Genomic DNA, 14,081 nt, shown 5'->3' on the forward strand with positions numbered 1-14,081 from the left:
ATATTTTGATATTGCGCCGCTCGAACCATGATCAAAGCCTAATTTGAATTCACGAGTGAACAAGATGTAGCCTGGTGACATTGTTAAGATGCCTGTCTGCAGAAGAAGAAGGTCAGTAAAGTCGCCAGCGCCGTGCCCCCGACAAGAGCATCGCCGCAGAAAATTTCGTTAGGTTTTACGGAACGTTGCATGTTACGCACGCCTTTGGTCCGGATAACGGCCTTCGCTTCGAAGAATCTCGTGAACGAGGCGGTAACCCAAGTCCCGGGAGTGGTCGACCATCCTCCGTCCGAGCGGGTGTCCTGATGGCGCCCGCCCTGGGATACGGAGTCGCGGCGGCGGCGTTCCTCGTCGGTCTCCTGACGCGCTTCGTGCTCGATCCCGTGCTGCCGCCCGGCTTCCCCTACGTCACCTTCTTCCCGGCAGTCATCCTGACCTGCTTCGTCGCCGGGACGCGCGCGGGCACGCTGTGCGCCGTGGCGAGCGGCCTGGCCGCCTGGTACTGGTTCATACCGCCGGTCGATTCATTCGGCCTTACGGCGGAAACGGCGCTCGCCCTGGCCTTCTACGTCTTCGTCGTCGGCATCGACATAGCCATCATCCACGCCATGAGGCGTGCGGGCGAACGTCTCAAGGCCGCGCAGCAGGTTTCCGCGGAACTCGCAAGGCGGCAGAGCACCCTGTTCGTCGAGTTGCAGCACCGCGTCGCCAACAATCTGTCCTTCGTCAGCTCGCTGCTCATGCTTCAGAAAGCGTCCGTCGCCGCCGATCCGGCGTCGGCCGAGAACGCGTTCGACGACGCCATGCACCGGCTGGAGATGATGTCCAGGCTGCACCGCCGCCTGCACGAGCCGGCCGCCCTGGACCAGCCGCTCGGCGATTATCTCGGAGGCCTCTGCGACGACCTTCTGAAAGCCACCGGCGCCAAGAACATCGCCTGCCGGGTGCAGGCAGACGACGTCCGCATGGACCTGCGCGGGCTCACGGCGCTGTCCCTGATCCTGACCGAACTGATGACCAATTCGGTCAAGCACGCCTTCAAGGGGCGCGACCATGGGGTGATACAGGTCGACCTGAAGCGCCTCGACCCGCACCGCGCCGCGCTCACCGTGGCCGACGACGGGCCGGGAATGCCGCGGAAGGTCGTGCCGAGCCTCGGCCTCCAGATCATTGAGGGCCTGGTATCCCAGCTCGACGGGGAACTGGTCCTGCCGGAACCGGGCACCAGCCTGACCCGGGTCGTCTTTCCCGCATGAGGATCGCGGGGCGGGGCTCGGCATGTCGCCCGGCACTCCGGGGACGATCGACAATCCGGAGCAAGGACAGTATCCTTCCAAGGCTGACTGCCCGTTTCGACAGTACGGCGTCGGCAGGTTGGCTCCGGCGATGGAGTCGCGAAAGGGCGCTCTGCCAACTGGATAAGCCCGACCATGCAACAATATGACAGGGGTAATGGCGATCGCCCCGAAGGTCCCTGGAATCCAGGCATCCAGTCAGGGTTTACACGCGAACTCCTGGCACTCTCCACCATCTTCCGGCCGGGGAACTCCTTCAACGACATCACGCAAGCGATGGAACTCCGGGACGTCACAGGATTGTCCCTGGAGGATCTCGCGATCTTCCGGCCGGAACGGCTGGCCCTGCATGAGGTGCTGGTGCGGGTCACGGCGGACTATGAGATTCCCGATCCCGAAGACGCCAGCGTCAGCAGCCTGGGCATGAATCTGCGGCGTATGGCGCAGACGCTCATGACGCTCGTCGTCGAACCAAACCGATCCAAGCTCGATGACATTTACCGCGAGGCGAGATCGGAGCTTGAAACCTTCATCGGGCGCGAACTGTCGGGCTCGTTCCGCCGTTCCCCGGCCGGTCCCGGCAGGGAGCGGGACGCGGCTCCGCGTGGTCTCTGGACCTGGTTTCGCAGGTCGCCCGGCGCAGCGGCGGCGCCTGCCGCGGAAAGCGAATGGGACCGCGACGAACGGCTCGTTCGCGAGTGGAGCATGCGGGCGCACACGAGCGAGGCGGCGCTGGACAAGGCTGCTTTCCGGTCGCTCGTAAGGGTCGCTTCGGCCACTCGCCTGAAGCACGGCCGGATCCTGGGGGAACACACGTTTCTTCCGTCTCTCGCTTTGGGCCTCGCCTGCAACGACTATGGCGGCGGGGCTATCGGCCAGTTCCTTGAGCCGAAAATCCGCGACGTGGCGCAACGGGAGGGGTTTCGGCAGGTCCCCGCCCAGGGTCGGCCGGTCACCATGTTGACCAAAGGCGCTTCCGCCTCGGGAAAGAGTACGATGCGGCCGCTACAAAGGAAGCTGGCCGCGAAGATGGGAATCCAATGGAACGACTTCGCGCTGATAAGCCCCGATACCTGGAGAAAGGCGCTGCTCGATTTTGACTCGCTAGGTCCTTTGTACAAGTACGCGGGGATGCTTACCAGCCAGGAAGTCACGATCATCGATCGGAAGCTTGATGCTCATCTCGTGCGCAAGGGCGACAAGCGGCAAACGTCCCACCTCCTGATCGATCGCTTCCGCTTCGACAGCTTCGCGCTCCATTCGGACGAAAGCAAACACCTGCCGTCCCGTTTCGGCAATCTGCTGTGCTATCTGCTCATGGTGACTCCGCCCGAGGAGACGGTCGAGCGCGCCTGGCAGCGCGGCCTGGAAGTCGGGCGATACAAGTCCGTGGATGATCTGCTCGCGCATAACGTGGAGGCATACACGGGAATGCAGAACATCCTGTTCGGGCGCGCCCTGGACCCGAACATATCCGTTCATTTCGAGTTCCTCGACAACAGCGTCCCGCGGGGAGAGGTGCCTCTCACGGCCGCGTTCGGTTGGAGCGGCGAGATGAACATCCTGGACGTCCGGTGCATACTCAACCTGGAGCGATACCGGAAGATCAACGTCGATGCCCGGCAACCGGATGAGGTCTATCCTGACCAGGGGACCATGGCCGCGGAAAACAACGCAGGATATCTGGTCCGCTGCATACGGAAGTTTTCGCGGGTGAACTTCGCCGACCGAGGCACCGGGCGCATCTATGCCCGCTTCGAGGCGGGGCAACTCCGTTGGATCGATCCGGAAGCCCTTGCGAGCGCGGGTGCGGACCCTGAAGTGCAGGCCGCCCTTCACGCGGTCGCCCCGGATATGGCGAAGATGGCGCCTTGCCCCGCCACGACGCCGGAGTTTCTTCAGCCCGACCGCTTTCATACGATCGGCCGGTGGGGCGAGAGGGCCTCCGGGGCGGCATCGGGACCGAAGTAGCCGGATCGTCCGATGGGGCCGCGGCGGGAAGATCCTTGCCGATGCATCGTTCCGGAAACGTCATAATCTATCTTATGGAAATTAAATCGTTCCGAACGGTCCCGCCCGATTCCTGTTGCGTTCCCAGAGGCTCGGAAAACAGATTGGGAAGACACATGATGCGGAGAGATGCGGATTGGCTATCCATGCGCGGCGTCCTGGCCTTCGCCGGAGGCGCCGCGGCGGCCCTGATCGCCAGCCGGCTGCTGCCGCCGGTGGTGGCGCAGGCGGCGGGAACGGCGCGGGCTTCCGCCGGGCGGGACCCCTTCGACGCGCTCGCCCGGGACCACCGGGTCATCCTGTCGCTGCTGGACCGGATGGAGCATAGTTCCGACGGCGCGGCATTCGACCGGACGCAGCTGCTGCTCCGCCTGAAGCACCGTCTGGCCGCCCATGCCATGGCGGAGGAGGACGTGGTCTACCCGCTGCTCCACGACCGCGCCCAGGCCGTCGAGCACACCCGGCAGCTCTACAGCGAGCATGCCGAGATGAAGATGCACCTTTATGCCCTGGAGCAGATTCCCAAGGACGACCCGCGCTGGCGGACCCGCGCCGGGGAACTGAGGCGGCTGATCGAGCACCATGTCGACCAGGAGGAGCTGGTGGATTTCCCGAAGCTGCGCCAGGTCATGGACCAGCGGGAAACGGCCAGGATGTCCGGCGAGGTCCAGCGCGAGAAGGCCCTGCTTCTTTAGCGCGACTTGATCAGCCAGGCCGCTCCCGTGCCGAGGCCGACGGTCAGCAGTCCGGAGAGGACGAACAGGGTGCCGAAGCCGTAGGCGTGGGAGATCGGGCCGCCGAGGATCGGCCCGAGCCCCTGGCCCAGGAAGAAGGACGAGGCGAACAGCGCCAGGGCCGAGCCGCGGGCGCCGGGCGCCAGTTCGGTCGCCTGGGTCTGCATGGTGTTGTGCAGCATGTAGAAGCCGAAGCCCGCCACCACGAACAGGCCGGCGACGGCGGTCCAGGGCAGCGGCGCGGCGACCAGCAGGTAGGCGAGGCCGGCCACCGCCCCGCCGATCCTCATCATGCCCCACTGGCCCAGCCCGGCGACCAGCCGGCGCACCACCAGGCTGTAGAGGATTCCGCCGACCGCGAAACCGGAGATCGCGATCCCCGCCTCCAGCGAGCCGGTGGCGCCGTGGGGCGCCAGCATGGGGGCGACGAAGGGGAAGACGCCGAAGATCAGGATCCCCTCCCCCGCCACCGTCGCGAAGACCAGCAGCGAGGCCGGGTTCGCCAGCACCGTCCGGTAGCGCGCGATGGAGCCGCCCAGCGACAGCTCGCTCCGGGTCCGCTCGCCATGGAGGAACAGCAGGGAGGCCGCCAGCGCCAGCCCGGCCACCACCGAGGACAGGGCGAACACCGCGCGCCAGCCCGCCACCTCGGCCAGTGCGCCCGAGATGGCGGAGCCGGAGAGCTGGCCGAAGATCACCGCGACCAGGAAGCGGCTGATCGAAAACTGGCGTTCCGCATAGGCGACGCGGTCGCCGATCAGCGCCATGGAGGCCGGGATCACCCCGCCCGCGAAGCCGCCGGCCAGCGCGCGCGCCGCCAGCACGCTGCCGTAGCCGGGCGCCAGCGCCGAGAGCGCCAATCCGACCGTGAGCACCGCCAGCGAGATCCGGATCAGCCGGATCTTGCCGATCGCGTCGCCGACCGGGCCGAGCACGAGCTGCATGATCGCGTAGGGCAGCGTGTAGGCCGAGGCGAGCAGCGCCGCCTCCCGCAGGGTGACGCCCAGGTCGTCCGCCAGCACCGGCAGCAGCGGGTCGGTGGCCCGCAGGGACAGGGCGCTGGCGAAGCCGGCCAGGCCGAGGATCAGGATGAAAGGCATGGAGGGCGCTTCAGGAGGTTGGCCGGGACGGCAGGACATGGCGGTCGCGCCCGGCGGCGATGCCGAACGCGGCCGCGACCAGGCAGACGCCGGCGAACAGCAGTCCGACCGATTGCCAGCCGCCGGACCAGTCGTGCAGCAGCCCGACGCCCAGCGGCCCGCAGGCCGCCAGGGTATAGCCGACGCTCTGCGCCATCCCCGAAAGGTATGCCGCGACGTGGCTGTCCTTCGAGCGCAGGACGATGATGGTCAGGGCCAGGGCGAAGTTGCCGCCCTGCCCGATCCCCAGCAGCACCGCCCATATCCAGACCGAGCCGAGCGGCGCATGGAAGAATCCCAGCACCCCCGCCAGGGTGGAGCCCATCAGGACAGCCGCCGCCAGGCTCTGCGACGGGCGGCGGGTCGCCAGCAGCGGGGCGGCCAGCGCCGCCGGGATCTGCACCATGATCGAGCAGGAGACCACGAACCCGGCCATGACCGGGTCGAGCCCGCGGTCCCGCAGGATCGGGGCCAGCCAGCCGAACACCATGTAGGCGACCGCCGATTGCAGGCCCATGTAGAAGGTGACCTGCCAGGCCAGCGGGTCGCGCCACAGCCCGAACACCGGCAGCGTCGGCGGCCGTGCCGAGCCGCGCCCGCTCCGGTCCGCCAGCGGGAACCAGACCAGCGCCGCGACCAGCGCCGGCAGGCCCCAGGCGGCCAGCGCCGCCGCCCAGCTTCCGTCGAACGCCGCCTGGAGCGGGACCGTCAACCCGGCGGCGCCGGCGGCGCCGGCGCACAGCGCCATGGTGTAGACGCCGGTCATCAGGCTGGCATGGGCCGGGAAGTCGCGCTTGACCAAGCCCGGCAGCAGCACGCCGATCACCCCGATGCCGAGGCCGGCGACGATCGATCCGGTCAGCAATCCCGGGAAGCCGGCGACGCCGCGCAGCGCGGTTCCCGCCGCCAGGACCAGCAGGAACAGCGCGATGGCGCGCTCCGTGCCGAACCGCCGGGCGAGCCTCGGCGCCAGGAAGCCGGACAGGCCCAGGCACAGCACCGGCGCGGTCGTCAGGATGCTGGCGCCGAACGCCGAGACGCCGGTGTCGCGGATCACCTCCGGCAGGATCGGCCCGAGGCTGGACAGCGCCGGGCGCAGGTTCAGCGCCACCAGCATCAGAGCGGCACCCAGCAGCAGGGCCCGGGACGGCAATTTCGTTTCGGAGGCGGAAGTATCCTCGGCGTCGATCAGGAGATCATCGGCCAGCGTCGGCTTCCGGTCCTCCGCGGCCACTCTGTTCATCAGGAGGCGACCCACGGTTACGGAGAATTCCCGACGTGGGTAACATTCCTGGCCCGCCAACCCGCCATGTTATTTCCGCAGACTGGTCAGTCTCCGGGCGATCGACCCGCGGGACCTCAGTGCCGGGTGGCGGAGATCCCGTCCAGGACGGTGGTCGGCAGGCCCATGAACAGGTCGGCCTCCTCGTCGTCGACCAGGGCGGTGTAGTCGGAAAGCGGCAGCAGGCGCAGCACCGACGCGGTGCCCTGGGGGTCGAGGTCGCAGACCGCGACCCAGGAGCCGAAGCCGATCGCGAGGGCCGCCACCTCCGCCATGCCCATGTCGAGCAGTTCGCGGGTAATGGCCTCCTCCAGCCCCGAGATTTCGGCGCAGTTCAGGCGGGCGTCCCGGAACGAGGCCGGGCCGGACGGCCAGACGACGCGGTTCACCGCCGCCGGCTCCGCGCCCGGACCTGCCTTGGCGCCCTCGTCCCACAATTTTTCATCAACCAACAGCAAGACCTGTATACCTTCAAGATACGTGTCGGTCTGGCAGACCGCCACCTGCCCCGCCGCCCGGGCAACCGCGAATCCAGCATCCGTGGTCGTCGTCGCACCGCCCGCCGCCAGCTTTCGCACGGCCGCCAGGATCTCGTTGCGGGCGCTTTCCGGCAGTGCCTCGAACTCCCGATCGGCCGGGGAGAGGAATTCAACGTCGAACATGCTGGTATCACCGATACTAGGCTATTTGCAGGGATATATCGCGCAATAAGTTTGCGCATTCGTTGGTTAACGATCCCTGAACCTCCCGCCGACCATACCGGGTTATACCTAATGGGTAGCCGATGCCTGGGCGCTTCGCAAGCGCTGGGCGTAGATGTTGATGACCAGGGCCGCCAGCAGGATCAGGCCGCGGATCAGTATCTTGAGGAAACTGTCGATGTTGATGTGGTCCAGCCCGTTGTTGAGCACGCCCAGCACCAGCAGCCCGACCACGGTGTTGCCGATGCCGCCCCGCCCGCCGAACAGGCTGGTGCCGCCGACCACAACGGCGGAGATCGAATCGAGCAGGTAGCTGTCGAACTCGTTCTGCTGGGCGCTGCCGAAATAGGCCACGCCGACCATGCCCGCAACGCCGGAGCAGACGGCGGAGATGATCATGACCGAGGCGATCACCAGCTTGACGTTGACGCCGGAATATTCCGCTGCCTCCCGGTTGCCGCCGACCATGTAGACGTACCGGCCGAACCGCGTGTATGTCAGCACCAGGTGCCCGACCAGCAGGAACGCCGCCGCGACGATCACCACGTAGGGCACCGGCCCCAGCGCCTTCTGCCCCAGGGTCTGGACCAGCGGCGGCACGTTGTAGGCGATCTGGCCGCGCACCAGCATGGCGCAGATTCCCGCCCCGATCTGGAGCATCGCGAGCGTCATGATGAAGGACGGGATGCCGATACGCGTCACGCCGAAGGCGTTGACCGCCCCCAGCGCGAAGCAGGCGCCGAACGCGAACAGGATCGCGACCCAGCCCGGCATCGGCACGTGGGCGATGTTGGCGTAGGTGTCCTGGAGCGTGAAATAGGCCAGCACGATGCCGGTCGCGTTGGCGACGCTGGCGACGCTCAGGTCGATCTCGGCGCACAGGATGACGTAGGTCAGGCCCACCGCCATGATCGCCGTGATGGAGATCTGGTTGAGGATGTTGCCGACATTGTCCAGCGTCGCGAAGGACGGGCTGGCGATGGAGAAGAAGGCGACCAGGAACAGCAGGGTGATGAAGGGCGCTATGTTGCTCAGCCGCCCGCGCAGCCAGTTCATCACGGCCGAACGGTTCCCGCTGCCGGCCCGGTCGGTTTCGGTCACGCGTGCGCTCATGTGGGTTCCTCGAAAATGACTCTGTTCAGGCGGCGTCCAGCAGGCGGTCCTTGCTCACCGTCTCGCCGGCGAATTCGCGGGCGACCTCGCCCTTTTTCATCACCAGGATGCGGTCAGCCAGGGACAGCACGGTCTCGGGCTCGCTCGACACCACGACGATGCCGACGCCCTGCTCGCGGAGCGACCGCACGATCCTGACCACGTCCTCCTTGGCGCCCACGTCCATGCCGCGGGTCGGCTCGCTCAGCACCAGCACCTTGGGCAGGTATGTCAGCCACTTGGCCAGCCCGACCTTCTGCTGGTTGCCTCCGGACAGGGTGCCCAGCGGCTGGTCCACCCGCGTCGGCCGGATGCCCAGGCTGGCGACGTGCCGCCCCGCGATCTCCCGCTCGGCCGCCGGCCGCAGCAGCACCGGATGCAGCCGCTCCAGGATAGAGATCGACATGTTCCGGTACACGGGTTCGTGGGCGAACAGCATGGACCGCCGGCTTTCCGGCACGAAGGCGACCCCTGCCCGCTTCGCCGCCGCCGTGCCGTTCAGCACGACCCGCCGCCCGCCGATGGTCAGCGTTCCCGTGTCCGGCCGCAGCTTGCCGAACAGCGTCCGGGCCAGCTCCAGCTGGCCGGAGCCCATGAAGCCGTAGATGCCCAGCACCTCCCCCGCCCGCACGTCGAGCGTCACGTCGCGGAACGCCCGCCCGTGGCCCAGGCCCGACGCCGTCAGCACCACCTCGGCGTCGGGCTTGCTGTGGAGCATCAGCTCCGAGGTGTAGCTTTCCTCCAGGTCCTCGTGGCCGGCGCCGATCATGTTCTCGATCACCCAGCCCTTGGAGGCGCCCGCCGCCGGCGCCGTGACGATCTTCCGGCCGTTGCGGAAGATCGTCACCGTGTCCGACACGCCCAGGATGTCGTCCAGGAAGTGGGAGATGAAGATCATGCTCTTCCCGGACGCCCGCAGCCCGCGCAGCAGGCCGAACAGCCGCTCGATCTCCGGCGGGGAGAGGGCGGAGGTCGGCTCGTCCAGGATGATGATCCGGGCGCCCGAGAACAGCACGCGGCTGATCTCGATCAGCTGCTGGAGCCCGATCGGCAGCGCGCCGATGGGCGTCCGGGGATCGACGTCGATGCCCAGGCTGCGCAGGTGCTCCGCCGCCAGGATGTTCATCCGCCGCCAGTCGACCACGCCGAAGCGGCGGACCGGCTGGCTGCCCAGGAACACGTTCTCCGCGACCGACAGGTCGGGCACGATGCTGAGCTCCTGGTGGACCATGCCGATGCCGGCCTTCAGCGCGTCGCGGGCGGAGCGGAACCGGCGCTCCCGCCCGTCGATCCGGAACGTGCCGCCATAGTCGGCATGCACGCCCGCGATGATCTTCATCAGGGTGCTCTTTCCGGCCCCGTTCTCGCCGACGAGGCCGTGGATCTCGCCGGCCCGCAGGGTGAAGTCCACCTCGCGCAGCGCCGCGACGCCGCCGAACGACTTGGAAATGCCGGTCAGCTCCAGGAGCGGCGGCGCTGCCGCCGCCGGGTCGGTTTCCATGCTGGTGCTCCAAGGAGGATTATCACGACGCGTCGGCCGCCCGGGAGGAGGGGCGGCGTCCCGCCGCCCGCGGTGCGCGGGACGCGCACCTTCCGGCCGAGATGCGCGGGACGCGCACCCTCTGCCCCCCTCAGATCAGGTAATGGTCCTGCATCCACTGCATGCCGGGCGCGTTCGCCTTGGTCACCACGGGGCCGTCGGTGATGATGTGCTTGGGAATGCCCTCCCCGCTCTTCTCGCCGTTGACCACCGCCGCGACGCCCGCCAGCACGGCGCCGCCATGGATGCGGCATGACGGGTTGCGCACCGTCGCGTGCATGCGGCCCTCGCTGACCGCCTGGATCGCGGGAGGCATGGCGTCCACCCCGCCGATCTTGATGTCGGTGCGGCCCCGGGCCTTCATGACGTTCCAGGCGGCGAGCGCCATGTCGTCGTTATGGAAGAAGGCGGCGTCGATCTTGGGATACTTGGTCAGGTGGGTTTCCCAGATCCGCACCGCCTTGGTCACGTCCCAGTCGGCCGGCGTGGTGTCCAGCACCTCGACCTTGGGGAACTTCTTGACTACCGACTCGAAACCCCGGGCCCGCCCCTGGGCGCCGGTATGGCCCAGCGCGCCCTGGGTCATGATGATCGTCCCGGCGCCGCCGATCTCGTCCAGCAGCGCCTGGGTCACCGAGGCGCCCATGAACTCGTTGTCGGGGGCGAGGAAGCTGTGGACCTTGATCTGCTCCAGCGGGGCGATCAGCGTGTCCATGTCCAGCACCGGGATGCCGGCATCGATCATCTTGTTGACCGGCGCGGTCAGGGTGCCGATGCCGAACGCCTGGATCGCGACGAAGTCCCACTTCTGGGACGCCATGTTGTCGATCGCGGCGCGCTGCTTGGTGGCGCTCAGCTCGCCGTCGAACCAGGTGATCTCGACGTTGAGAAGCTTGCCCCACCATTCGGCGGCCCGCTTGCCCTGGGCGCACCAGGTCGCCTGGAGCCCGGCGTTGGAGAAGGCGGCCCGGAGCGGCTTTTCCGACCGCGCGGTCTCCTTGGCCATCTCGGCGGCGAAGGCGGGGCTGAAGCCGAGATCGAAGCCGAAGCCGCCGGCCAGGGCGGCGCCCGCCCCGGCGGAAGCGCCGGCGGCACGGATGAAGTCACGCCGCGACGGCTGCCGCGGTCCCTTGGTGCTGGACATCGTTGTTCCTCCCGAACCGGTTCGGATCGTTGGACCCGTTACGTTATCCTTGTCCTTGCGGAACCGCTCATTCCCGACCGTCAAGACGGACGGGGCGCCGGTCCCGATGCGGCGGCGGGACCTTGGCGGCCCGTCCGACGCACCGGTGAGTGTGACATAGTGCCGTGCGGCTGCAACGGATTCTTCCGGAGGATCGCGGCGGGCCGGTCACGGGAAGCCGGTCACGCCTTGGCGATGAATTCGTCGGTCGTGGCGAGGGTCGCGTAGGCGAATCCCAGCGCGCCCATGAAGGCGGCGTGGGCCTGGGCGGCCGGGACTCGGACGCCGTCGAATTCCAGGTCGCGCGACGCGCAGGCGTCGTGGACGACGGTGCAGGCATAGCCCAGGTCCTTGGCGGCCCGGGTGGCGGCGTCCACGCACATGTGGCTCATGGCGCCGCAGATCACCAGGTCGGTGATGCCGTCGCGGCCGAGGATGTCCTTCAGCCCGGTCTCGCGGAAGGCGTTGGGATAGTGCTTCAGCACCACGGTCTCGCCGTCGGCCGGCGCCACGGCGGGGTGGATGCGGGCGCCGTCGGAGCCGGGCGCGAAGAACGGCGCGTCGGCCGACTGGAACTCGTGCCGGACATGCACGACCGGTTCGCCGGCGGCGCGGGCCGACTCGATCAGCCGGGCGGCGTTGGCGGCGGCCTTGTCCATCCCGGTCAGCTCCCATTTGCCGCCGGGGAAATAGTCGTTCTGGATGTCGATGACGAGCAGCGCGCGCTTGGTGGTCATGGTGCCGTTTCCTTGTTCGTGGGATTCAGAGAGTTTGAGGGGCCGGAGGGGTGCCGGGCGCCCCTCCTCCGCTGGAAGATGTAGATTGTAAAGGATCGCCGCCCGGTTCACCCCCCGGCTCATGTCAGCATCCGTATACATCCGTGGTGACGGGCGACGGCCGGGGGGCGGATTCCGCGGCTCGCGCCCCGCCCTGCCCCGGCTCCCGCCGAGGCAGGATGATGACATCCCCCTCCCCCCTTATGTCAGCATTTGTGATGATTGCGGTCGAAAAGGTGGGGAGCGGCATGACGGGACCTTTTCCGGGTGGTGGCCCGGGCATGGTAGCGTTTACGTCGTAGGAACACAATCCTTTACACGGGACCGGCGCGCAATCCCGGCCCGGCGCGACCGGGAACCGGGCGATACCCCGGCGGTTGACAGGGCATTCCCCGAACCACTCCGGTGCAGTCATGACTTCCCGTCCGGCCGTCGTCGCCTTCGATATCATCGGCACCGTCTTCTCGCTCGAACCGCTGCGAGACCCCCTCGCGGGCCTGGGACTGCCGCCCGGCGCGCTGGAACTGTGGTTCGCCGAGGGCCTGCGCGACGCCTTCGCCCTGGCCGCGACGGGAAGCTTCCAGCCGTTCCGGAGCGTCCTGGACGCGGCCCTGGAGCAGGTGCTGGCGGAACACGGCCGGAGCGCCACGGCGGCGCAGCGGTCGGACGTGCTGGACGGCATGAAGCGGCTTTCGCCCCATGCGGACGCCGGGGAAGCTTTCCGGACCCTGGGCGATGCCGGTATCCGCATCGTGGCGCTGAGCAACGGCGCGGCGGCGTCCACCCGGTCCCTGCTGGAAGCGGCCGGCCTGATCCGGCATGTGGAGGTGGTCCTGTCGGTGGAGGATGTCGGCCTGTCCAAGCCAAGGCGGGAGGTTTACGAGCACGCGGCGCGACAGGCCGGGGTGGAGCCCGGCGCGCTTGCGCTGATCGCGTGCCATCCCTGGGACATCCACGGCGCCAGGACCGCCGGGCTGTCCGCCGGCTATGTCGCCCGGGGCCGCCCCTTCCCCGCCGTCATGCAGGCGCCCGACGTGTCGGGGGAAAGCCTGTCCGAGGTGGCGCAGGCTTTCGCGGCGATGTGATCGACAATGCTTACCGGGCCGGCCGGGGCGAAGACATCACAATCATCCTTGATGAGGCCAACGCCGAGGGGTGACTGTCACGAGGAAGCAGATTGAGGCGGCGATCACTGCCGCCGCGGTTAACAGGAACGACAGGATGGAAAAGCAGATCAGCCAGATCGTCCGGCCGGAGGTCGCGCGGCGTAATGATCTGGTGGAGGGCTTTTATGGGGGCGGTGACATTCCGTAGGGCCAACAACGCAGCTTTCCGGTTGCGAGATCGCAGACATCCATTTGCCCCGTCCAAATGTCGATCTTCATCGGGGTCCCGGAACGTCCTAAGCCAACGTATTGATACCTTGTATTGGAAATGAATACTGCCATGGCCGACACGATAAGGCAGGCAAAAATCAACATGGCCTTCGTGGACATGATCAAGCCTGTACCATCACGAGCGTTCGTTTGACGCGACATACTTCTCCAGTTCCTTTGCCGCGCCCCATTTCCCGCCGAAGGACACCAGCTCGTAGAAACCGGCATCTGTCATCATCCGAGCTATCGCAATAGCGTCGTCGCCGAAGGTCCAGACGATGGCGGTATACGAGGCCGGCTTGACGGCCGACCGGGGAGAAGTGGACTTCGGCCCCGCCTTGCCGGCAGTGTCGAAGAATTGAATGCTCTCGGTGCGCTGATCGCCCGCCATCGCAAAAGCTGGCGCAAACCCTGCTGGGGTCTGGATGAAGGCGGCGATCTGATCCGGGTCCTTGGTAGCCCGGAACGAGCGGTACCGCTTCTGGTAGGATAGCGAAAGCCCGAGAGCGCTGACCCTCTCCATCATGGCAGGTTCCTGCCGGCCAGGCGGATAGCCCTTGACCGTCTGCTCGTGCAGGCAGTTGGTCGCCGGGCAGTCGAACGCGCTCCGGTGCGACTGAGGCAGGGCGCACGCGCCCAGCATCGCCGCCAGGGCGATCATGAGTTTCCGCATCGTTGCTCCCCTATGCGGCTTGTATTTATTTAAAAATATTTCCCCTAAATTCCATCCCGTTCCACGCCCGCGCGCCATTTGGCTGCGGGCTTTTTCGTGAGGAGATCGATCTTGACCGCCACGTCGACTGCGACTCGCCTACGCACGGGATCGGAGCGTTCTGTAAAAGGGGTCAGAGTAAATTCAGCTTTCAATCTCCCCCCTTCCTCCGGATGATCGC

12 protein-coding genes are annotated in these 14,081 nt (G+C 67.3%); 4 read left to right on the plus strand and 8 right to left on the minus strand.

Going from position 1 to position 14,081, the window contains the following annotated elements:
* Positions 1 to 305 precede the first annotated feature (305 nt).
* The 3 genes from JL100_RS33650 to JL100_RS33660 all read left to right on the plus strand — a co-directional run bounded on the left by JL100_RS33650 (position 306) and on the right by JL100_RS33660 (position 4,000).
* The gene (locus JL100_RS33650; RefSeq protein ID WP_202682988.1) at positions 306 to 1,256 is read left to right on the plus strand and encodes a sensor histidine kinase; all 951 of its coding nucleotides are present in this window, start codon (positions 306 to 308) and stop codon (positions 1,254 to 1,256) included.
* Between the two features lie 174 nt (positions 1,257 to 1,430).
* Positions 1,431 to 3,266, plus strand: coding sequence for a DEAD/DEAH box helicase family protein (locus JL100_RS33655; protein ID WP_202682989.1), 1,836 nt, complete (start codon positions 1,431 to 1,433; stop codon positions 3,264 to 3,266).
* Between the two features lie 185 nt (positions 3,267 to 3,451).
* Positions 3,452 to 4,000 carry a hemerythrin domain-containing protein gene (locus JL100_RS33660; RefSeq protein WP_228421736.1) on the plus strand — a complete coding sequence of 183 codons (549 nt, stop codon included), beginning with the start codon at positions 3,452 to 3,454 and terminating at the stop codon, positions 3,998 to 4,000.
* Here the strand turns inward: JL100_RS33660 and JL100_RS33665 are convergent.
* The 7 genes from JL100_RS33665 to JL100_RS33695 all read right to left on the minus strand — a co-directional run bounded on the left by JL100_RS33665 (position 3,997) and on the right by JL100_RS33695 (position 11,773).
* Complete coding sequence (locus tag JL100_RS33665; RefSeq protein ID WP_202682991.1) at positions 3,997 to 5,139, minus strand: MFS transporter; 1,143 nt, start codon at positions 5,137 to 5,139, stop codon at positions 3,997 to 3,999. The two genes, JL100_RS33660 and JL100_RS33665, sit on opposite strands and share 4 nt — an antisense overlap.
* A 10-nt stretch (positions 5,140 to 5,149) precedes the next feature.
* Positions 5,150 to 6,421 carry a CynX/NimT family MFS transporter gene (locus JL100_RS33670; protein ID WP_202682992.1) on the minus strand — a complete coding sequence of 424 codons (1,272 nt, stop codon included), beginning with the start codon at positions 6,419 to 6,421 and terminating at the stop codon, positions 5,150 to 5,152.
* Between the two features lie 116 nt (positions 6,422 to 6,537).
* Positions 6,538 to 7,122 carry a hypothetical protein gene (locus JL100_RS33675; protein ID WP_202682993.1) on the minus strand — a complete coding sequence of 195 codons (585 nt, stop codon included), beginning with the start codon at positions 7,120 to 7,122 and terminating at the stop codon, positions 6,538 to 6,540.
* Between the two features lie 108 nt (positions 7,123 to 7,230).
* Complete coding sequence (locus tag JL100_RS33680; RefSeq protein ID WP_228421758.1) at positions 7,231 to 8,217, minus strand: ABC transporter permease; 987 nt, start codon at positions 8,215 to 8,217, stop codon at positions 7,231 to 7,233.
* A gap of 82 nt (positions 8,218 to 8,299) precedes the next feature.
* Entirely contained in the window at positions 8,300 to 9,814 is a 1,515-nt protein-coding gene (locus tag JL100_RS33685; RefSeq protein ID WP_202682995.1) for a sugar ABC transporter ATP-binding protein, read from the minus strand.
* Between the two features lie 130 nt (positions 9,815 to 9,944).
* Positions 9,945 to 10,997 (minus strand): sugar ABC transporter substrate-binding protein, encoded by a 1,053-nt coding sequence (locus tag JL100_RS33690; protein WP_202682996.1) that lies wholly within the window; start codon positions 10,995 to 10,997, stop codon positions 9,945 to 9,947.
* A 221-nt stretch (positions 10,998 to 11,218) separates the two neighbouring features.
* Positions 11,219 to 11,773, minus strand: coding sequence for a cysteine hydrolase family protein (locus tag JL100_RS33695; protein WP_202682997.1), 555 nt, complete (start codon positions 11,771 to 11,773; stop codon positions 11,219 to 11,221).
* A 452-nt stretch (positions 11,774 to 12,225) separates the two neighbouring features.
* Here JL100_RS33695 and JL100_RS33700 point away from each other — a divergent pair, with 452 nt between their 5' ends.
* Positions 12,226 to 12,897: a haloacid dehalogenase type II gene (locus JL100_RS33700; RefSeq protein WP_202682998.1), complete on the plus strand. Its 672-nt coding sequence runs from the start codon at positions 12,226 to 12,228 to the stop codon at positions 12,895 to 12,897.
* Between the two features lie 427 nt (positions 12,898 to 13,324).
* Here the strand turns inward: JL100_RS33700 and JL100_RS33705 are convergent, their stop codons facing one another.
* Positions 13,325 to 13,861, minus strand: a complete 537-nt coding sequence (locus JL100_RS33705; protein ID WP_202682999.1) for a hypothetical protein — start codon at positions 13,859 to 13,861, stop codon at positions 13,325 to 13,327.
* Positions 13,862 to 14,081 lie beyond the last annotated feature (220 nt).

The organism is Skermanella mucosa, assembly GCF_016765655.2.
GTDB lineage: Bacteria > Pseudomonadota > Alphaproteobacteria > Azospirillales > Azospirillaceae > Skermanella > Skermanella mucosa.

Coding starts and splice junctions, on each gene's coding strand:
- JL100_RS33650 (WP_202682988.1), top strand. CDS start 306: ATGGCGCCCGCCCTGGGATACGGAGTCGCGGCGGCGGCGTTCCTCGTC.
- JL100_RS33655 (WP_202682989.1), top strand. CDS start 1,431: ATGCAACAATATGACAGGGGTAATGGCGATCGCCCCGAAGGTCCCTGG.
- JL100_RS33660 (WP_228421736.1), top strand. CDS start 3,452: ATGCGCGGCGTCCTGGCCTTCGCCGGAGGCGCCGCGGCGGCCCTGATC.
- JL100_RS33665 (WP_202682991.1), bottom strand. CDS start 5,139: ATGCCTTTCATCCTGATCCTCGGCCTGGCCGGCTTCGCCAGCGCCCTG.
- JL100_RS33670 (WP_202682992.1), bottom strand. CDS start 6,421: ATGAACAGAGTGGCCGCGGAGGACCGGAAGCCGACGCTGGCCGATGAT.
- JL100_RS33675 (WP_202682993.1), bottom strand. CDS start 7,122: ATGTTCGACGTTGAATTCCTCTCCCCGGCCGATCGGGAGTTCGAGGCA.
- JL100_RS33680 (WP_228421758.1), bottom strand. CDS start 8,217: ATGAACTGGCTGCGCGGGCGGCTGAGCAACATAGCGCCCTTCATCACC.
- JL100_RS33685 (WP_202682995.1), bottom strand. CDS start 9,814: ATGGAAACCGACCCGGCGGCGGCAGCGCCGCCGCTCCTGGAGCTGACC.
- JL100_RS33690 (WP_202682996.1), bottom strand. CDS start 10,997: ATGTCCAGCACCAAGGGACCGCGGCAGCCGTCGCGGCGTGACTTCATC.
- JL100_RS33695 (WP_202682997.1), bottom strand. CDS start 11,773: ATGACCACCAAGCGCGCGCTGCTCGTCATCGACATCCAGAACGACTAT.
- JL100_RS33700 (WP_202682998.1), top strand. CDS start 12,226: ATGACTTCCCGTCCGGCCGTCGTCGCCTTCGATATCATCGGCACCGTC.
- JL100_RS33705 (WP_202682999.1), bottom strand. CDS start 13,861: ATGCGGAAACTCATGATCGCCCTGGCGGCGATGCTGGGCGCGTGCGCC.